General features: G+C 59.5%; 11 protein-coding genes and 1 pseudogene. 5 read left to right on the forward strand and 7 right to left on the reverse strand.

Features of this window, described 5'->3' with window-relative positions; translation table 11 throughout:
- Positions 1 to 8 precede the first annotated feature (8 nt).
- Complete coding sequence (locus AC244Q_RS09630; RefSeq protein ID WP_128406960.1) at positions 9 to 260, forward strand: ribbon-helix-helix domain-containing protein; 252 nt, start codon at positions 9 to 11, stop codon at positions 258 to 260.
- A gap of 125 nt (positions 261 to 385) precedes the next feature.
- On the opposite strand, the gene ilvB is transcribed toward AC244Q_RS09630, so the two are convergent.
- Positions 386 to 2,092: a biosynthetic-type acetolactate synthase large subunit gene (gene ilvB / locus AC244Q_RS09635; protein WP_128406959.1), complete on the reverse strand. Its 1,707-nt coding sequence runs from the start codon at positions 2,090 to 2,092 to the stop codon at positions 386 to 388.
- A 413-nt stretch (positions 2,093 to 2,505) separates the two neighbouring features.
- Positions 2,506 to 3,588, reverse strand: a complete 1,083-nt coding sequence (locus AC244Q_RS09640) for a LacI family DNA-binding transcriptional regulator (RefSeq protein ID WP_128406958.1) — start codon at positions 3,586 to 3,588, stop codon at positions 2,506 to 2,508.
- Positions 3,589 to 3,936: 348 nt separating this feature from the next.
- Between AC244Q_RS09640 and AC244Q_RS09645 the strand changes: the two genes are divergently transcribed.
- The 3 genes from AC244Q_RS09645 (at position 3,937) to AC244Q_RS09655 (ending at position 7,590) form a co-directional block, all read left to right on the forward strand.
- Positions 3,937 to 4,899 carry a sugar-binding protein gene (locus AC244Q_RS09645; protein WP_012757474.1) on the forward strand — a complete coding sequence of 321 codons (963 nt, stop codon included), beginning with the start codon at positions 3,937 to 3,939 and terminating at the stop codon, positions 4,897 to 4,899.
- Positions 4,900 to 4,980: 81 nt separating this feature from the next.
- Positions 4,981 to 6,522, forward strand: a complete 1,542-nt coding sequence (locus tag AC244Q_RS09650; RefSeq protein WP_128406957.1) for a sugar ABC transporter ATP-binding protein — start codon at positions 4,981 to 4,983, stop codon at positions 6,520 to 6,522.
- 42 nt (positions 6,523 to 6,564) lie between these two features.
- Positions 6,565 to 7,590: an ABC transporter permease gene (locus tag AC244Q_RS09655; protein ID WP_012760104.1), complete on the forward strand. Its 1,026-nt coding sequence runs from the start codon at positions 6,565 to 6,567 to the stop codon at positions 7,588 to 7,590.
- A gap of 68 nt (positions 7,591 to 7,658) precedes the next feature.
- Here AC244Q_RS09655 and AC244Q_RS09660 read toward each other — a convergent pair.
- From AC244Q_RS09660 to AC244Q_RS09680, 5 genes and pseudogenes are all read right to left on the reverse strand, one after another.
- Positions 7,659 to 7,727: pseudogene (locus AC244Q_RS09660) on the reverse strand (integrase catalytic region); the annotation flags it as partial.
- A gap of 296 nt (positions 7,728 to 8,023) precedes the next feature.
- Entirely contained in the window at positions 8,024 to 13,585 is a 5,562-nt protein-coding gene (locus AC244Q_RS09665; protein WP_128406956.1) for a DUF3320 domain-containing protein, read from the reverse strand.
- Positions 13,586 to 13,903: 318 nt separating this feature from the next.
- Positions 13,904 to 16,054: a mechanosensitive ion channel family protein gene (locus tag AC244Q_RS09670; RefSeq protein ID WP_012757480.1), complete on the reverse strand. Its 2,151-nt coding sequence runs from the start codon at positions 16,052 to 16,054 to the stop codon at positions 13,904 to 13,906.
- Between the two features lie 139 nt (positions 16,055 to 16,193).
- The gene (locus AC244Q_RS09675; protein WP_113545074.1) at positions 16,194 to 17,501 is read right to left on the reverse strand and encodes an epoxide hydrolase family protein; all 1,308 of its coding nucleotides are present in this window, start codon (positions 17,499 to 17,501) and stop codon (positions 16,194 to 16,196) included.
- Positions 17,502 to 17,571: 70 nt separating this feature from the next.
- Positions 17,572 to 18,015: a VOC family protein gene (locus AC244Q_RS09680; RefSeq protein ID WP_012757481.1), complete on the reverse strand. Its 444-nt coding sequence runs from the start codon at positions 18,013 to 18,015 to the stop codon at positions 17,572 to 17,574.
- Positions 18,016 to 18,318: 303 nt separating this feature from the next.
- Between AC244Q_RS09680 and AC244Q_RS09685 the strand changes: the two genes are divergently transcribed.
- Positions 18,319 to 19,266, forward strand: a complete 948-nt coding sequence (locus tag AC244Q_RS09685) for an alpha/beta fold hydrolase (RefSeq protein ID WP_128406955.1) — start codon at positions 18,319 to 18,321, stop codon at positions 19,264 to 19,266.
- The last annotated feature ends 1 nt before the right edge of the window (position 19,267 follow it).

The following is a 19,267-nucleotide window of genomic DNA, read 5'->3' on the forward strand; positions in this document are numbered from 1 at the left end:
GTAGGCCGATGGCATCGGGCAGCATTCACGTGAAGGTCGGCGGCGTGCTGCAAGATCACATTCAACAGCAGATCGGCGACGACGGCCTCTATGAGAATGCGAGCGAATACATTCGCGCCCTGATCCGACGCGATTTGCAAACGCGCGACGAGGCATGGGATGCCCTGCAAAAGGAACTTGCGCCCGCGATGCGTGCCGAAGACAGCGAGTTTGTTGCCGTTGCCGCTGAAGACGTTATCCGCCGCAATAAGCGCCGCTGACACTTTCGGCATAAATACATGATCGAGACGTCAGTCTCGATCATGAGGTCCCCGGCTAGGCATAGACGATGACTGCGGGCCGCAGGATCGCACGGCTTGCTTTTGGGGTGTTCGATCACCGGCCGTTACTGCCGAAGGGTGTCGGCGAGCCTTGCAACCCGGCAGTGAAGGAGCACCGGCCGGTCCACGTCGATCATCTCCTCGATCCTGGCATCGAGTTCGCTCGGGCTCTCGCAGCGAAGGCCGACGGCGCCATAGGCTTCCGCGAGCTTGGCGAAATCGGGCAGCGAGGCCGAATAAGCGCGCGATCGACCATTGCCATCCGGTACCTGACCCCATTCTCGCGCCATGCCCGGATGCTCACCGCTCAAGACGAAGATCTTGATCGGCGCTTGATGCTGTATCGCCGTCGACAGCTCCTTCATCGTCGTTTGCACCGACGCGTCGCCGGCAATGTCGATGACAAGGCGGCCGGGATTTGCGAGCTGCGCGCCCAGCGCAGCAGGAAGACCGAAACCCATCGTCCCCAATCCACCAGAGGTAATCCAGCGATTGGGTTTGTCGAAACCGAAAAACTGCGCCACCCACATTTGCTGACCGATCTCCGTAGCGATGATGGGGTCGTGCGGCTTTGTCAGCGCATGCAGGCGCTCCAGGGCATGTTGCGGCATGATTGCATGGTCCAGCCGCTCGTAGGAAAACGAATGGTGGGCTCGCCAATGATCGATCTGTGTCCACCACGCCCGCAACCGCTTCTGGTCGGGGACGGAGGAAAGCGACCGCCAGGCATGGATCATATCCGCCAGCACATGCGCGGCGTCACCTTGAATGCCGATATCGACGGGAACGCGTTTGTTGATCGACGAGGTATCGATATCGATCTGGATTTTCTTCGAGTGAGGCGAAAATTCATGGACGCGCGAGATCGCAAGATCGTCAAACCGCGCGCCGATGGCGACCATCAGATCGCACTCGCCGATTGCCATATTGGCTTCATGCGAGCCGTCCTGTCCGGCAACCCGCAGCCAGTTCGGCCCGGTGGCGGGATAGGCTCCAAGCCCCATGACGGTGGACGTTACGGGAAAGCCGGTGAGGTCGACGAACTCACGCAACACTCTCGACGCCTCCGGTCCGGAGTTGATGATGCCGCCGCCGGTATAGATGATGGGGCGCCGGGCTTCGGCCATCAATGAGATCGCCGCTCGGATCGCGTTTTGATCGCCTTGCATTGCCGGCTGGTAGCTCGGCAGAGGAGATATTTTGTCAGGTGAGACGTAGGTCCCGCTGGCGAAGAGCACGTCCTTCGGCATGTCGACGAGAACAGGACCGGGTCGACCGGCCGCCGCGATCCGGAAAGCCAGATGGATCGTTTTGGCCAGATCGTCGATGTGTTGGACCAGGAAATTGTGCTTTGTGCAGGGGCGGGTGATGCCGACCGTATCGCATTCCTGAAAAGCGTCCGTGCCGATCAGACTTGTCGGCACCTGGCCGGCGAGGCAGACGAGCGGAACGGAGTCCATAAGGGCATCCTGCAGCGCCGTAACCGCATTTGTAACGCCTGGTCCTGATGTCACCAGCATGACGCCAACTCTTCCGGTCGAGCGGGCATAGCCTTCGGCTGCGTGTCCGGCGCCTTGCTCATGGCGCACCAGGAAATGTTTGATGTCCTCCTGTTGGAAGATTTCGTCATAGATCGGCAGCACCGCTGCGCCGGGGTAACCGAAAATGTGTTCGACGCCGTTGTCGCGCAGCGCCTGCAGAACGATCTCGCCGCCGTTCATGCGACGATCAGAAGGGTTGTTGAGAGAAGAGTTGGCTGTCTCGCCGGTCATATCTGGGTTCCGTCGTGAGTGAGGTGATGGTGCGACGGGGCGTAAAAAAAGGCCCCGTCAGGGACCTGTTTTCGGCGCATGGGTGGCTATTGCCGGACGATCAGATCGTCCTGCCCATGCGCGATATCACCACTACGAGAACCATTGCGATTTTCATGGGCGATAGAGCTAGCTCCAAATCTACACGTCGTCAACGGCGTCTCTGCGTAGATTGTATCTGTGGTTGAGAATACTGGATCGGTTGGTTGATCAGTGACGAGGCAAGGGCAGGGGGCAACCCGTTCGCAACCTATCGACAAGGCAAACTCTGCCCGTACGATCGCCACTAAGCGATTTCGACCACGTCTTCCAGTGCGCCCCGGTCAGGGTTTCCGAGCTAGCCGCTGGCGTCGGTCCCGGCGCGAACCCAAGTTCTATGAAGAGGTATGTGCGCCATCGAGGATCTGCCGCGGCGCGGCGACGGAATGACGCTTAACGAGCGAGCATTCGAGCTTCGCAATGGGATAGCGCTTGCCGGGCGTACTTTCCGGGTTGAGATGTTCGATCGCCCATTGCCCCATGGCAAGATGCGGAAGGACCGAAGTCGTCAGCGGCGGTACGAGATGTCGTGAAATTTCCTCGTCGTCATAACCCACCACCGACATGTCCTGGGGAATGCGAAGCCCTGCATCCTTGAGCGCTTCGTAGCACCCGATGGCAGTCCGGTCGTTCTGGCAGAAGATCGCGGTGGGCGGCTCTTTCAGAGCAAGCAGTTTCATCGTGGCGGCATAGCCGGCACCGGCCGACCAGTCGCCCTCAATAACCAACTCCGGATCGAAGGGTATATCGGCGGTCGCGAGCGCGCGGCGATATCCCGTCAGCCGGTCCTGCGCAGCCTGCATCCAGGTTTCGCCGGTGATCGTCGCGATGCGATGGTGCCCGTGCATGATCAGATGCCGGGTGGAGCTCTGGCCTCCGGCGATCTCGCTCGGCACCACGGCGGGAAAGGCATGGTCCGCCGTATAACAGTTCAGCAGGACCGTCGGTATGTTGAGCTCGCAGACATAGGAGGGAAGCTCTACCTGGCGGGTATAGATTGTCATATAAATGAGCGCCGATATGCCTCCGCTCGTCAAAGCCTCGATGGCCTTCGGCTCCATGACCGGATCACTGAGCGTCTGGGCTACCAAAAGGACATTGCCGGCGTTCCAGGAGGCTTGCCGCGCGCCTTCGATCGCAACGATCGCTTCCGGGCTGGTGGCGAGTTGATCGACGGCGAAACCGATGATGTTGTCCAGTCCCGAATAAGAGGCCTTCGTCGCATAGGTCTTCTCCATGTAGCCGAGCGCACGCGCCGCCTCCCATACGCGATCGCGCGTCTGCTGGGAGATACGGGTGCCGGGCGTGTCGTTGAGGACGAAGGAGACGGCCGCCTGCGAGCAGCCAGCCGCCGCGGCGATGTCCATCATCGTCACGCGCACAGGCTTATTCCTCTTTTGGGTCTTGGGTTTTCGCATTCGTGGAAACTGTCTCTGCTTCAGATAATGGGGGTAGGGTGATTGATTGTCGTTTTCTGATAATAATATTAGCATCTATCTGAAAGCGTTGGCAATTGCATGAATTGATTCAACACCACCGGTTATTGGCAGCTTCCAGTACGAAATTGCAGCCCTGACCACTGGGCGATGAAATGTTTGGATCTGCATTGATAATACTATTTACTAATTAAAATTCTTGTATACCGTCAGGGAGCGATCGGAACCTATGCCACTCGTCGCTTTGCGACGGCCCTGGGAGGGGGCGCATCCGGCCGGCCGTAAATCGGAAACGGGCCCGTGCAACTGCGGCCCCTCGGGAGGTGTATTATGAAACAGCTGAAACGCAATGCAGCCTTGTTTTTCGCCGGGTTGATGCTGAGCGCGGCGCCGATTGCCGTATCGCATGCTGCCGATAAACCGACACTTGCATTCGTCGTCAACGGCGCATCCGACTTCTGGAAAGCCGCAGAGGCGGGCGTGAAGAAGGCGCAGGGCGAGATGCCAGACTACCAGATGGAGCTGAAGTACCCTGAGCAGGCATCTGTCGCCGTTCAGCAACGCCTTATGGAAGACTTGGTCAGTGCCGGCGTCAAGGGGGTCATGGTCTCCGCGGTCGATCCCAAGACCCAGACGGACGGCTTGAACAAGATCGGCTCGCAGACTGCTCTCTTCACGACCGATAGTGACGCGCCGCAGACCAACCGCGTCGCCTATATCGGCTCGTCGAATATCGACGCCGGCATGCAGGCGGCCGAAATCGCCAAGAAAGCGATGCCTGACGGCGGCAAATGCATCGGCTTCGTCGGCCTGCTGGGCGCCGATAATGCCAAAGAACGTATCCAGGGCATGAAGGACGGCCTGAAGGGCACGAAGATCGAGCTGACAGATGTCCGCGGCGACGATATCGACCAGACGCGCGCAAAGAAGAATGTCGAGGACGCGCTGGTGGCCAGCCCCGACGTCACCTGCATGGTCGGCTTCTACTCCTACAATACGCCGCGCATCTATGAGGCGCTGCGTGACGCCGGCAAACTGGGCCAGATCACCGTCGTCGGCTTTGATGACGATCCGATCACGCTCGGCGGCGTCAAGGAAGGCACGATCGCAGCGACCGTCGTGCAGCAGCCGTTCGAATGGGCCTATCAGGGTATGAAGCTGATGGCGGCCTACCTCAAGGGCGACAAATCAGGCGTTCCCAGCAACGGCTTGATCATCATCCCGACGGTGATCATCGGCAAGGATGACGTTGACAAGTATGCCGCCAGCCTGAAGGCTATGTCTGGAAAATAACTCTCCTTCGCGGCGGCGGCACTTGCCGCTGCCGCGACAGACGTGTCATGCCGACACAGCATTAGTTGCCATGGACAGGCGATGAACCACAGCTCCGACATCCCGTCACCGGACCCGCTTACAACGCCGTTCCTTTCGCTTTCCGGCGTTGGCAAGACCTATCCGGGCGTCGTTGCGCTTGAGGGCCTGTCGATCGACATCATGCCAGGAGAGGTCATCGGCCTCGTCGGCGAGAACGGAGCTGGAAAATCGACGCTGATGAAGATTCTTGGCGGCGTGATCGCACCAGACCGAGGCACGATCCTGCTCGACGGCACAGAGCTTCGTTTCCTCACCGTGGAATCGAGCATCGCATCCGGCATCGCCTTCGTGCACCAAGAACTCAATCTCTTTGAGAATCTCGACGTTGCTGCCAATATCTTCCTGGGCCGCGAACCGCTGAAGGCGGGACCTTTCAAGCTCGTCGATCGCGATCGACTGCGAGACATGGTGAAGCCGCTCTTGAAGCGGGTAGGGGCGCATTTTTCCGCCGACACGCCCGTGGCATCGCTTTCCCTTGCCGAGCAGCAGATGGTGGAGATCGCCAAGGCGCTGTCCATCAACGCCAGGCTCGTCATCTTCGACGAACCCACGTCCAGCCTGCCGCTGGCCGAAACCGAGCGGCTCCTGAGCATCATCAAATCGCTGAAAGCCGATGGCATCAGTGTAATTTTCATCTCGCATCGCCTTCACGAGGTTGAGCGGGTGGCAGACCGGGTCGTAGTCCTACGCGACGGCACGCTTGTGGGCACGCTCGCCAAGAAAGACATCGGCCACGACCAGATGGTCAAGCTGATGATCGGCCGGGTGCTTGCGGCCCGGACCGCAAAACCGCAGCGCTCGCCCGGCTCGGTTGCGCTGAAGGCAAGCGGCGTGCGCACCGAGGCCTATCCCGCCCGTCCCGTTGATCTGGAAATCCGGTATGGAGAAATCATGGGGCTTGCAGGGCTCGTTGGGTCGGGCCGCACCGAGCTTGCAAAAGTACTCTTCGGCATCGACCGGAGCTACGGCGGAGCCATTCTGCAGGACGGGCGGCAAATTGCGGTCAGCTCTGCCCGGGACGCCGTCGCTCGTGGCATTTTCCTGGTACCGGAGGATCGCAAGCGCAACGGCATACTTCTTGATTTCCCGATCGCCCAGAACATAACTCTTGCCGATCTCCCCAAGCTCTCCAGCCGCTTCATGCTTTCTGCCGAGCGGGAGAGGGCGGCCGCCGAAAAGCAGCGCGTTCGCCTTGGTATCAAGGCGCCCTCCGTTTCGACGCGAACCGGCACTCTGTCCGGCGGCAACCAGCAGAAGGTGGTGCTTGCCAAATGGTTGTCGATGAACCCGAAGGTGATGATCTTCGACGAGCCGACACGCGGCATCGATATCGGCGCGAAGAACGAGATCTACGGCCTGATGCGAGCGCTTGCCGATGCCGGAGTGGCGATCCTGATGATATCAAGCGACATGGAAGAGGTGATCGGGGTTTCCGACCGCATCGCCGTCATGCACGAGGGCCAGATCGCAGGCATATTGGAAGAGGACGAAATCAGCCAGGAAAGCGTCCTTTTGCTTGCTGTCGGCAAAAGGGTAAAATAGCGGCTGCGGCCCATATAAATAAGTATCGGGGATGAATCGCGAATGGTCAAAAAAGATCTCGGACTGCTGCTTTTGATCGTCGTCGTCGGCATTGTCGTCGCCATCATCAATCCGCGCTTCCTGCTGCCGATCAACCTGGCCAACACCGCCAACTTGATCGGCCTGTTCGGCATCCTGTCGATCGGTCAAGCCTTTGTCATCATTACAGGCGGTATCGAGCTTTCCGTGGGCTCGCTCGTAGCACTTCTCGGTGTGCTGTTCGTCGATTTCATCGCGGTCCAGGATATGTCATGGATGCTGGCGCTGCCGTTCATTCTCGCGCTCGGCGCGGTCATAGGCGCCGTCCACGGCTGGCTGATCACCCGGCTCAACCTGCAGCCCTTCGTCGTCACCCTCTGCGGCCTCCTGATCTATCGTGGGGCAGCGCGCTTCTATACGGCCGACGGAACGGCGGGCTTTGCTTTCGGCCAAAATTTCCCTGACCTCGAATTCCTGACCGCCGGACGGTTTTACGGCGTTCCCAACACCTTCATCGCACTCGTCATCATTGCCGTGGTCATGTGGATCATGCTGCATCGCTCTGTCTTCGGACGTTATCTTTACGCGATCGGGAAGAACGAGGAGGCGGCCCGCTATTCCGGTATCCGTACCGGCCGCATGATCATGTCGGCCTATGTCATTTGCGGGCTGCTGACGGCGCTATCGGCAATTTATTTCGCCATGTACACGCGCTCGATCTCGCCGGCGAGCCATGGCCAGTTCTACGAACTCTACGCGATTGCCGCTGCCGTACTCGGCGGCTTTTCGCTCCGCGGCGGCGAGGGGTCGATCGTCGGCGTCGTGCTGGGCACGGTCCTGCTCCAGGAGTTGCAGAATCTCGTGAATCTACTGGGTATACCCTCGTCGTTGAATTTCGCTGTCATGGGTGGCGTCATCCTCATCGGCGTCCTGATCGACCAACAATGGCACGCGATCCGTGCAAAGCGCCGCCTTGTCTTTGCTGCCCGGCAGACCGAAACCCGTCTTTCGAACGAAGGCAGTTTGCCAGTGGTTGCCAATCAGGACTAGGTCAGTGGATGGGGCCATGCGTGTCGTGATCTTGCCCCGTTGAGACAATCCGTTTCAGGAGGGCAGCATCCGGCCATTCGCCAACGAGCGATCTTGCGGCGTTCATCCATATCGATCTGGGAGTAGGTGCGCTTCATGTCTCGTTCCTTGCAGGGATAAACCGTTGTTATCTATTGCAAGTCGCACTTCATCCTTGAACCCACCCGGCTACACATATATATCGCATAAGATAGATTATGGAACATGCAGCCTAATGAAATAGCCTCTCAGACCGCTGAAGATGCGGCTATCGCCGATTGGCGTTACGATTTAGATATCAATGTGTTCGCTGGCGAAGTTACGATTTCGGTAGAGTATGAATTCGAGATTTCCCGATGTACAACTGTCGAGATGTCTTGCCTGAGGCTGCGCGTCCAATTCGGCATTACACACATCAGGTTTGATTGAGAACAGTCAGCATGCCTCCGAAATCGATCAAGGAACCCTTCTCTTGCAAGAGCACAATCCGGGACTCCACCAGTTCCTTTAACTGACTACTCGTTGACTTGAACCCAAGCCCGCGCGCGACCGCATTCACCGCCTGATCTACGGTGGCCCCGAGGCTCGTTCTGATGACTGTGATAAGCCCTTCGTCAATTTCCATCGGCGGCAGCATTTCGATCCGACGCAGGCTGAGAGACGTGACGCCGCTACGATCTCTGAGCGTGATGTCCTTGTCCGGCCAAAGCAGAAACTCTCCGTCGCGCACGATCTCCTGAGAATTCTGGGCGATCGTGATCGCCGCGCCGACATGGGCATCGATCCGGTTTCCCGCCCGCTGAAGACCCCAGGCCGACCTGATGCGGGTGACGACCTCGTCCTGATGCACTGGTCCTTCTGCTCCGACCGTTTGCTTTACCAGCGCGATCACCACGCCGATCGGCGCTTCGTGAAGTTCGCCTACGATATTCGGTCGCAGCACGGCCTCCTGATACAAGGTTGCGCTCGAAATTTCGTCGACGATAACCGGCTGCAGACCAATCTCTGTAACGTCCGCACGTTCGATAGTGACGACCTCGACCGGTACCGCTCGCCTCGACAGGTGTTCCTCTGTTCCCGACCTGACGTCGGCCTTGGCCCGCTCGATGGCGGCAACGAGGCGTTCAAGTTCCGCTTTGGGCCTTTGGAACCAGTCTGCACTCCAGATGCGATAGATATTCCAGCCATGATCCTCGAGGACCGCCTGTCGAAGCCGGTCTCGGTCACGAGCCGAACGCGAGTCATGGTATGCGGCGCCGTCGCATTCGATCCCCAGAATATATCTGCCCGGTATCTGCTCGTCGGCCACCGCCAGATCTATGAAGAACCCGGCGATTCCAACCTGCGGATGGACCTGATAGCCCCTCTCCTTAAGCGCAGCCATGACCTGTTCTTCAAAGACGCTGTCCATGCCACGGTCGGTGCGCTGGGTCATCGAAAGCCTGCCCGTCCGAGCGTAATGGAGAAACAGTTTGAATGCGAAGACGCCTTTGCCTTTTCCACGTTCGAGATCGATGTCCTCGTCGGTGATCGAAGCGTATACCTCGCAGCGCCGCTTCGCGCGGCTGATAAGAACATTGAGACGACGTTCGCCTCCCTCGGCTCCCAACGGCCCGAAGCGCATGCTCATTGGCGCGCCACTTGGCCCCTTGGCATAGGCGACGGAAATGAGGATGACGTCGCGCTCGTCGCCCTGAACGTTTTCAAGGTTCTTGATGAAGAAAGGCTCGCTCGGATGCGAGTGGAAGAACTCCTCGGTTTCTGGGTTGAGGCGTCGCAGCAGTTCCAACTGGTCCTGGATCTCTCGACGCTGCTTGATGGAGAATGCCGCGACGCCGAGCGACAGGCTCGGCGATTGAAGCGCATGCCGTATGATCGCTTCGGCGACGACCTTAGCCTCTACCTTGTTGACGCCATCCTCGAAGACGCCGCCAGGCACATGCTGAAAGCGGAGGCCCATGCCCGCCTCGGCCGTATAAGGACTCGGTACAATGAAGAGCTTGTTATCATAGAACTGGCTGTTTGAGACCGCGATCAGAGACTGATGGCGGCTTCGGTAGTGCCATCGGAGCATCTTTTCCGGAAGGCCTCGGGCGGAAAAGAGTCCCAGGATACTTTCAATATCTGACACCTGAGCGCCGTCCTGGGCGTCGTCGTCATCCGACGTGCTGGAGGTCAATTTCGAGAAGAAACGGGTCGGCGGCAACTGACGCTCGTCCCCAACCACGACCACCTGTTTAGCGCGGGCTACCGCTCCCAACGCGTCTACCGGCTGAATTTGACTGGCTTCGTCCATGACGAGGAGATCGAACTGCAGAAGACCGGGCGGCAGGAACTGTGCTATGGAAAGCGGGCTCATCATGAAGACTGGCTTAAGGGCCTGTATCGCTACGGACGCGCGCTGCATGAGCTGGCGGATCGGCATGTGACCGCGACGGCGCGCCATCTCTCCCCTAAGGACTCCGACAGGACCGATCCCACTGACGGCAGGAATTCGTTTGTGGTGAGCGCGGACGACCTCAAGACGGGATAGCGCCATTCTGCTCCGGTCCAATGTCGCGAATTCGTTCACGAGTCGCCCGTGCACCTCGCCGTCGAAACGAGATAATTCGGGGTCGGCGGAATGCTGATGTCTGAGGATCCCTTCGTAGATCGCCATCTCCACATATGGCACGACGTCATCCGGCTTCACCCGCCCATCTTCGAGGCGTTCAACAACAAGACCGACGCCGGCGTTCGCAGCGTCTTCCGCTCTTCCGCGATAGGCGGCCCATTTGGATAGGTGCTCCTCGGTCTCGACCCATTTCGCGAGCTTTTGCGCGACCGTCGCAAGCTCCGTCTGTCCGATTTCGTGCGCGCCGAACACAATCGACACATCCGCCTTCAGGAAGCCGAGCAAAGCTTGGAGATCGTGTTGAAGGATCGCTCCTCTCGCCAATGCATCGCGAGCTTTCACAGCCACCGCGGGGCGGTCGGATACGCGCGAGCTTAGCAGGCGGATGTCGGAGTTGTGTGAAATCCACTCAGTCGTGCGAGACAGCAGCGACCAGTCCGACTCCGTCCCCTTCCAAAGCGGACCGAAGGAAGCCCGGCCGAGGGAGTCCAGCCGCTCCAGCGTGGATTTCAGGCCGCGCGCCAATGCGAGCAGCTTCAATAGCGCAAGACGGTGTGCGTTGGTTTCCGGAACAGAGCGGACCAGCGTCAGGAAGACCTTGTGGGCATCGGCGATTTCGCGGGCGAATTGCGATGTCTGTGTAAGCGAGACGCCATCTGGGCCTGGAGCGTCCGAAAACAAAACTGACGCCTTCTCACCAAGATCCTTCCATAGACTGAGCAGAAGACGTCGCGACTCGTCCAGCAGCGCCCTCACCTGCTCACAACGGCCCGCTACCGACGTCCTGTCGGAGAGACGGCCGGCTATCAACCGTGCTTCGACACCGACACCGCGCAGGCTTCGCATCCAAAGTACGAGGTTTTCAAGCGGCTTCGGGTCCGACTTTTCTCCGCGCCAGTCCGCTCCGAAAGCAGATCTGCCGAGGCTGTCGCCGTCCTTGATCGCAGCGCGGGCGCTCTTGCCCTTCTGGAGAAGATCAAGGATTCGAACAGTTTCGTCGGGCGAAGTCTCGTTGGGCATCACGCTGCGCAGAAGCGCCTTTGCCTTGCGCCACTCACCGCTCATGAACCTGAAGAGACGCTTGCCATGGACGGCGACCGCTGCCCGCACCTGCATAAGGTCGATATCCCAGGCCTGCTCAGAGATCTTGCCTTCAAGCTCGGCACGAATACGCCGAAAGTCTCCCACGGCCTCAGCGAGATCGGAGGCCTGGTCAAGGCCTCGTTCCCAGATGGCGGCAACGAAGGCGTCGGGGCTCGCGTCCGGGGCTTCGGCTACGCGCTGTCCGATGACGATGAGCCGATCAATCGATGCCAAGGTCGGAGAAGCATTGACGCCGAGCAGGGTACGCAACGCGCCCGCGCCCGCCAGGAAGCGCGGCAGCACAGACGCAAGCTGTTCGATCGTGGCAAACCCGCTTTGTGAGAAGTCTGCAGAAAGACGGACGAATTGCGTGGCAATCGGCTCCGGATCAGATTCCCATGCGGACCTCGTCATGCGGGCCGCGACTTCGGCCGCGTATGTCGAGAATTCGGCGCCGCCAACGACAAGATCGCGTACCCGATCCAGTTCGGTCGCCCATGCGTCGTTTGCCAATGCCTCCGAAGATATCTCCGAAGGACACGAGGCGACCCTTTCCGCGGTCGACGCGATGTCCATAAAGTTTGCCAGCGAGTGAGGCGATGATAGTTCGAGCGTCTGCGATACGTCATCCATCTGGCTGCGCAATTCAGCCAGTTCCGTGGCCGCCGTTTTCAATCTCGTCGTCAGACGTTCAAGATCGAGCGGGGTAACTCCGGTAAGCCCGACGCCGTACCACGGATGGTGCTTTGGCAGGCCGATGTCCTTGATGCGTTCAGCAAGTTCCGTCAGCAGCGCCTTCGCCCGCTCGCGCACCTCCGGCGTCCAGTCCGCAGCAACCGGCAGATCGATATCCGATGGAGCCATGCCCTCGCGACGCAGCCTTGCAAGGTGTCCCATGACTTGGAACGGGGAAAGCGAGTAGGGTTGATACACGCGGTGAATGCGTGCCGGATGGGCGTTAAGTAAATCGCGTGCGTCCGTGAGGCGCTGGTCGAGCGCACTGCCGGATTCCCCTTTGGGCGTGCCGAGCTCCCAAGTATGCTGCAGCTCTGCGAGGACGGCGCGCTTGTTCGCCTTGTTACTATGGAGTTCGAGGCAGGCTTCACCGACGCTCGCCTGGTCAAGGCGTCGTTTCACGACCTCGAGCGCCGCCATCTTTTCGGCTACGAACAGCACCGTCTTGCCGTCGGCGACCGCCGACGCGATAATGTTGGCGATTGTCTGGGATTTTCCCGTGCCCGGCGGGCCTTGAATGACGAGGTCCCTCCCTCGCCTGACTTCGTGGATCGCGGCCGTCTGCGAACTGTCGGCATCGACGATATGCGTCATCTCGGAAGGCGAAATGTGCTCGTCGATCTTGACGTCCTCGCCAAGCAGCTGTTCGCCGCCCTCGAAGCCATCGGAAACCAAACCGATGATGAGTGGCAGCTCGGTGAACTTGGCATCCTTAGGCCAGAGCGTGGGATCAAGGTCTCTGTACATGAGGAATTTGGCGAAGCTGAAGAAACCGAGCACGATGTCGTCGGGTTGGACGGACCAGTTTGGCTTCATCGAGATGCACGCCGCCACCTTCGCGGCGTAGTCCTCGAATGTGAAGTCGTCGCTCGCCTCGAACGCCGGCATTGAGATCTGATGGACACGGTCGAGAAAGGCCTCGAGGGAGAGGTTTGAAGCGAGGTCCTCCTGGCGCGCTCGAAGCTTGAAGCGCTCGGCTGCGCTGCCACGCTCCAACGACACCGGCACGAGGATGAGCGGTGCGTAGCGGACGTTCTCCGCATTGTTGGGATCGATCCACTTCAGAGTGCCCAGCCCGAGGAACAGGATATTCACCCCCTGCTCTTCCTCTAATGTCCGGGCATCGAAGTAAAGGTCCAGCAGACGCTTCTGGAGAGCATTTGGCGTCATGCGGGTCTGGAGCTTGGTGTCGCCATGACGGACAAGCCGACCGTCGCCGTCGCGCTCATCATCGTCCGGGAGCGCGAGTTCGATCAGTTCGTCACCGTCGCCGTCATCCTTGGATTCCCGCCCCTTCGCCCCCGCCAGGAAAGTCATGGTCCTTCCATCGGTCACAAGGATCCGAAACACTTCGGACGACTTCTCGTCGACAACGTCGATGGTTTTCGCACTTTTCGAAAAGCGGGGAACGTTCAAAAGGCGGTTGCGCGCAGAAAGGTCAAGTAGTTCGGTTCTGGCCTTTTCGATCTTGGCTTCTACGGACAGATTACTTTGAAAGATGGACGTTTCATTCTGCTCAGATGCGCCGTCTGCCATGTCGATCATATTCTCGCTCCCTGCTAACCTTTAGATGCAGTAAATCGATCAATCAGTCTAGCAGGACGTGTAGTCATGTTAGGTCAGTTGGCTCTTCCCGGAGAGCGATTCGTGCGGCCGGTGCCGCCGGTTGGCAGCAATGTTCGGGCGGCGAACGACATTGGAATGGACTCCCGGACGCTCCCTGCTGGCGCTGGCGGCGCGCAGTATGGGCGGAACCGCTGATGCGGCGAGCTGCCAGGAGGCCGCTCTCGGAAGTTTGAGACCAGACCTATGTGTTGCTTTGACGGGATTTGATGGAAAGCAAGCACGTGGGGCTCGCCGCGGCTATTCCTCAAGTGTCGAGATGACTTTCGATGGTCTTTGCAGCTCCGAGGCGGCGGCGGTTGCCGCTGCATCGGCGGGACCGCCGGAAACATGAACGGTCGGCGTTGCAAACTGGATGCCTTTTTCCGCGAATGTCTTCTTGAGCATGGCAAGGGCCTTTCGGCGAACGCCGAACTGTTCGCCGGGTTTGGTCATAAACTTCAGCCGTATCTGCACACCATAATCGGCCATCTGCTCGATCCCTTGCATTTTCAAGGGCTCGATGATGTTAGGCCCGAGTTCGGCATCCTCCAGAAGCTCAACGCCGATGCGCTTGATGGTCTTGCGGACCTCCTCGAGGTCGCTGTCATAGTTCAGGGTGAGCGTAATGATGTCGATGACCCAGTCACGGCTGAGGTTTTGCACCGCGCCGAGTTCGCCGAAGGGAACGATGGTGACCGGGCCGCGGTGATGGCGCAAGCGGATCGATCGCAGCGAGAAACCTTCGACCGTCCCCTTATATTTCGCCGCCTGGATGTATTCGCCGATGCGAAAGGCATCGTCGAACAGATAAAAGACGCCGGAGATGATGTCCTTGACGAGTGTTTGGGCACCGAAGCCGACGGCTATGCCGACGACCCCGGCGCCCGCCAGCAGCGGTCCGATCTGAATGCCAACGGCATCCAGGATCATCAGGAAGCCGACAGCGCCGATCGCCAGAAACAGCACATTGCGAAGAATGGGAAGGAGGGTATTCAACCGCTGACGCCGGCGTGCGTCGGGTCCCTCCTGATGCCCCGCCTGCACGCTTCGCGACGCCACCGCCATCTGACTGTCGATCAACGTGCTTGCGAGCTTCCAGATAACGTCGGTCACCAGCAGCACGATAACGATGCGGATTCCTGCGCGGATCAAACGCGTGGTCACCGTTTCGGCTGCGGCGAGATCACTGAGATTGACATTCCACGCGCGGGCAATGAGCAGCGCGGCGACCACGATGAGGCCGTTCCGCAGCGTTTGCATGATGACAACAGACCATCCGACGATGGCCGGATCCTCGACCGCCTGCCCCTCCCCGGATTGAATAATGCGCCGAATGATATCACGAGCCACCGCAACGGTAAGAGGCAGAAGCGTAATGATGACCACCGTCCAGAATGCCCCGTGGAGCCCGGACACCCATAACAGCCACGATACTATGATGCTCGCGCTGAAGCCGACACAGACCAGCCGGCTCACCGGCGGCCCGTCGGAACGAAAGTGCCGCAGCCAGATCATAACGATCAGAGCGATTGAAACGACACCGAGCCATGCTGCGGTAAAGAGGTCGACCAAGATGGGTGAAGCCCCGATCGTCCCGATCACTTCAATAGCGGCCCAGCCAGCCGCCAGCACAGCGACGATTCCGAGGAGCCAGTAGTACCAGAACCAGGCAAGTGAGGTGACCAACGTCAGAAGCCGCATATGCGGCAGGCGGGCGCCTGGTGCGATGACAATACGGCCCACGAGCACGCCAAGGCGCACCATGAGCGCCGCTGATAGCAGGATGAGGGCGATATCGCGAAACACGGCAGGCCATGGAAAGAGGATAAACGCGCCGAGACTTCCGATCAGGTAACCGACCAACGCCAGAAGACCCATTGAAAGCCGGGCGGCGTGGAGCCTGATCCGCTGCCGGACTGTGTCGGCAGGCGCGTTCAGCACGAAATGGAGCAGCCCTCGCCCTGACCACCAGGCAAGGCGCTGCGCAACGAACCCGCCTGCGACGAAGAGTATGACCGCCAAGATCAGGCCGACCGGTTCGATACGATCATCCGTTTGGAAGACCCGGATCGCCGACTGGATCTGCCCGGGAAGGGTCGGAACGGCACCGACGAGTGTGAGCAACCTCTGGCGCAAATCCTGTAGTGACGTTGCAATCGACGTCGGTGCCGCCTCTTGCGAGACTGCTACCGGCTGCGCCGGTTCCTGATTGCCCGGAACGATCCGATTAACCAGCGCTCGTCCGGAATCATCATTCGGCAATTCGATAATAACCCGGATCGGCGCCGAGGAATTGGTCGGCTCAGCCGCCGATGCGGGGTTTGCACTCGCCAGCAGAAGCGTTGAAAATACCACCGTCAGGAATGCGCACACTCCTCGGCGGGGATGACGGTCGTCGTTGATGCGCATATAGCCGTGGTCCCCGCGACGGTGTCGTCGCTTTTGCTGGGTTGGTCGAAACTTCGGACTTTGTGAAGCGTTGCACGACCAACGTCAATCGACGAACCCGTCTGGCGGACGCAGACTGCGAACCAAGGGCCGGACGGCTTTAAGACCGCAAGCTTCTGAAGGCCTCCCTGATCTCCTGACTGAAGAGTTCTGGCTCCTCCCAGGCGGCAAAGTGACCACCCTTGGAAGCGCGATTGTAGTAGATGAGCGTCGGATAGGCTTTCGACAGCCAATGCCTTGGCGGCTTGTAGACCTCGCCGGGGAACACTGTGACGGCGACCGGGACTTTGACGGCCGTAAGCTTGGCGCCCGACATGACGTTTTCCCAATAGATCCGACCGCTGGAGGGGCCGGTATTCGTCAGCCAGTACAGCGTGATGTTGTCGAGGATCGCATCCTCGCCAAGAGCCTGTTCGGGATCGCCGCGTGTATACACCCAGTCGGCGATCTTGTCGTAAAGCCAGGCGGCGAGGCCGACTGGAGAATCCGAAATGCCGTAACCGATCGTCTCCGGCCGTGTGCTCATGATCGCTGCGTAGCCGAAGCCGTTGTTGAGGAAGTCCCGAGCCTCGTCGAAGACGACCTTCTCATCCTGAGACAAGCTATCGGGAGCTGGCCCTCCATTTTTGAGAGCCTGCGCTGCGTCCGCTGGAAACGTCGTGGCGCGTTCGACCCTGTTGACGTGGATTGCGAGCAGCCCATCCGGCGCCTGGCGACCCAAGGCGTCGCTGATGATCGCGCCCCAGTCGCCGCCTTGCGAGACATAGCGGTCATAGTTCAGTCGCTTCATCAGCACGTCCCAGGCAGCCGCTATCCGCTGGGGGTTCCAACCTGTTGCTGGTGGTTTGCCGGAGAAGCCGAATCCTGGAATCGAAGGGATCACCAGATGGAAGGCATCCTCAGCCGTGCCGCCATGCGCCGTCGGATCCGTGAGCGGCCCGATGACATTAAGCAGCTCGAAGACCGAACCTGGCCAACCGTGGGTCATGATTAGCGGCAGCGCGTTTTCATGACGGGAACGGACATGGATGAAATGGATGTCCAGTCCGTCGACAGTGGTGAGAAACTGCGGAAATGTGTTCAATCTGCTCTCCGCCTTCCGCCAGTCGTAGGACGACTGCCAGCAGCGCACCAGTTCCTTCAGCCTGTCGGGCTGCACCCCCTGCGAGCGATCCATGACGGTTTCGCCGTCGGGCCACCGGGTCGCGGCAAGACGCCGCCTGAGGTCTGTAAGCGCCGCCTCGGAGACATCAACCTTGAACGGTCGGATCTCCTCGGACGCGACAACGACATCAGCGGCGTCGGACGCGCGCGGAAGGAGAACAGCGGTTATGCCGGCCGCGGCAAAGCCTGACAGCAGCGAGCGGCGCGATACGTCGCGGTGTTTCAAAACGTTCAGCATTGCCATGATGCCGTGTCCTTTCGTGATATCGAGGAGGGGAAAACGATGGCCCTGCCCCGCTTCAATGCCGAAAACGTCAGGCAGCGTCGGCGCCGGAACGAAAGATCAGAAACTTGTTGCCTTCCGGATCGCGAAAATATGCGCAGTAAGGACCCGCACCGTTCTCGCCACGCGGACCAGGAGCCCCTTCGTCCGAGCCGCCCCCTGCCAATGCCGTTGCATGGGCTTCGTCGACCTTTGAACGGGACGGAGCTTCGAAAGCAACCATTCCACCGTTGCCGACGGTGGCAGGGCGGCCATCGAACGGCTTGATGATGCCGAATTCGAGCGTGCGATGACCGTAGTAGATGGCTCGGTTAGGCTGGACGAGGACTCGTCCGATCCCGAACACGGCCAGAAGTCTGTCGTAGAATACCGACGCGGCATCCAGATCATTCGTGCCGACAGTGGCGTGGCCAGGGAGGCTGCGGACCTTGTCGGGGTCGGCTGCCAGCTGTCTGCTTTGGGTAATGTCGTTCATATCAGTTCTTCCTTATATTGTCGCGGCCGACGCTCTGCCTTCCGCACGCAAACGCCAACGAGCTGTCTCAAATCGGCGGCTGGTGAATATTTGGGCGGGTCGACGGCCGGCCGGCACCTCGGGAAAGTGAGAGGCACCCTCTCGTTCAGATGTCAGCCTTGGGCAGCGGGTTGCAGCGCTGCCGCCGTCGAGAGGGTTCCTCTCGCTTTCTCCGGCTACCGCGAGCTGACGCCGTGCCCAATTATTTGTGGAGACAGCCGGCTCTTTGGGCTTTGGCTGATCGTCGTTCAGAAAGGACATCCTATGTCTAGGGACAAAACCGTAAATGCTGCCTCAGTCGCGACAACTCCGTCTTCCCACACGCCTGAAGCCTTCGCTTTTACGCAAGCCGCGCGCGACGCCGTCGGCTTCATCGAGATCAATGAGATCCTGACGCTGAGGAGGATGGTTGTCCGCACCGCCTCTCCAAAAGGTACCGTGCTTTTCCTGCATGGATTTCCGGAAACACTGACGGTGTGGAAGGACATCGCGACAACGCTTGCTCTCGACTACGACGTCCATGCCTTCGATTGGCCGGGCTACGGGCAGTCGTCGCGCCCGGCTTCGGGACGGTTTTCCTATGCGCCGAGGGCGTACGCCCAGGTGTTGAAGGCCTATATCGAACGGGCAGGCATCGATCGGTCGAACCTCGTGATCTACGCGACTGACATCGGTGCCCTGCCCGTCCTGCTGCTTGCTCTCGACGAGCCGACGATCGCCAGGCAGATCATCGTCGGAGACTTCGCGCCGTTCGATCGGCCGCAATACATGTGGGAGAACCTGCAGAACCTCAAAGCCGAGCCGACCGCTTCGCCGACCCGTGCCTACATGAATAGGACCAGCGACGAGATCCTCGAGAACGTGCACAGGCGCGGCCTCTCACCCGCTGAACAATTCGATCTGCCGATCGACGTCCAGCAGGACATGACCCGTTCGTGGAGCCTTGACGGGATGACTTCAGCGGATGCCTTCGCTCATTACTACGCGAATTTCACCCGCGATCAGCACTATCTCGAGGCCAACCTCACCCGGCTGAAGACGCCCGTGAAGGTGATCTGGGGCGAGAAGGACATCTATATCAGCAGCGAGATGGGCATCGAGTTCGCTGGCAAAATCGGTGCACAACTCGACGTCCTGCCAGGCATCGGCCACTTTCCGCATCTTCAGGCTTCGAAACAAACGGTTGAAGAAATCCGTACATCATTCAGATAAT

It is taken from the genome of Rhizobium sp. CB2179, from assembly GCF_057653455.1.

Bases quoted from the DNA above. Each gene is read 5' to 3' on its own strand.
- AC244Q_RS09655 (WP_012760104.1), top strand. From the start codon at position 6,565: ATGGTCAAAAAAGATCTCGGACTGCTGCTTTTGATCGTCGTCGTCGGC.
- AC244Q_RS09650 (WP_128406957.1), top strand. From the start codon at position 4,981: ATGAACCACAGCTCCGACATCCCGTCACCGGACCCGCTTACAACGCCG.
- AC244Q_RS09630 (WP_128406960.1), top strand. From the start codon at position 9: ATGGCATCGGGCAGCATTCACGTGAAGGTCGGCGGCGTGCTGCAAGAT.
- ilvB (WP_128406959.1), bottom strand. From the start codon at position 2,092: ATGACCGGCGAGACAGCCAACTCTTCTCTCAACAACCCTTCTGATCGT.
- AC244Q_RS09645 (WP_012757474.1), top strand. From the start codon at position 3,937: ATGAAACAGCTGAAACGCAATGCAGCCTTGTTTTTCGCCGGGTTGATG.
- AC244Q_RS09680 (WP_012757481.1), bottom strand. From the start codon at position 18,015: ATGAACGACATTACCCAAAGCAGACAGCTGGCAGCCGACCCCGACAAG.
- AC244Q_RS09675 (WP_113545074.1), bottom strand. From the start codon at position 17,501: ATGGCAATGCTGAACGTTTTGAAACACCGCGACGTATCGCGCCGCTCG.
- AC244Q_RS09670 (WP_012757480.1), bottom strand. From the start codon at position 16,054: ATGCGCATCAACGACGACCGTCATCCCCGCCGAGGAGTGTGCGCATTC.
- AC244Q_RS09685 (WP_128406955.1), top strand. From the start codon at position 18,319: ATGTCTAGGGACAAAACCGTAAATGCTGCCTCAGTCGCGACAACTCCG.
- AC244Q_RS09640 (WP_128406958.1), bottom strand. From the start codon at position 3,588: ATGCGAAAACCCAAGACCCAAAAGAGGAATAAGCCTGTGCGCGTGACG.
- AC244Q_RS09665 (WP_128406956.1), bottom strand. From the start codon at position 13,585: ATGATCGACATGGCAGACGGCGCATCTGAGCAGAATGAAACGTCCATC.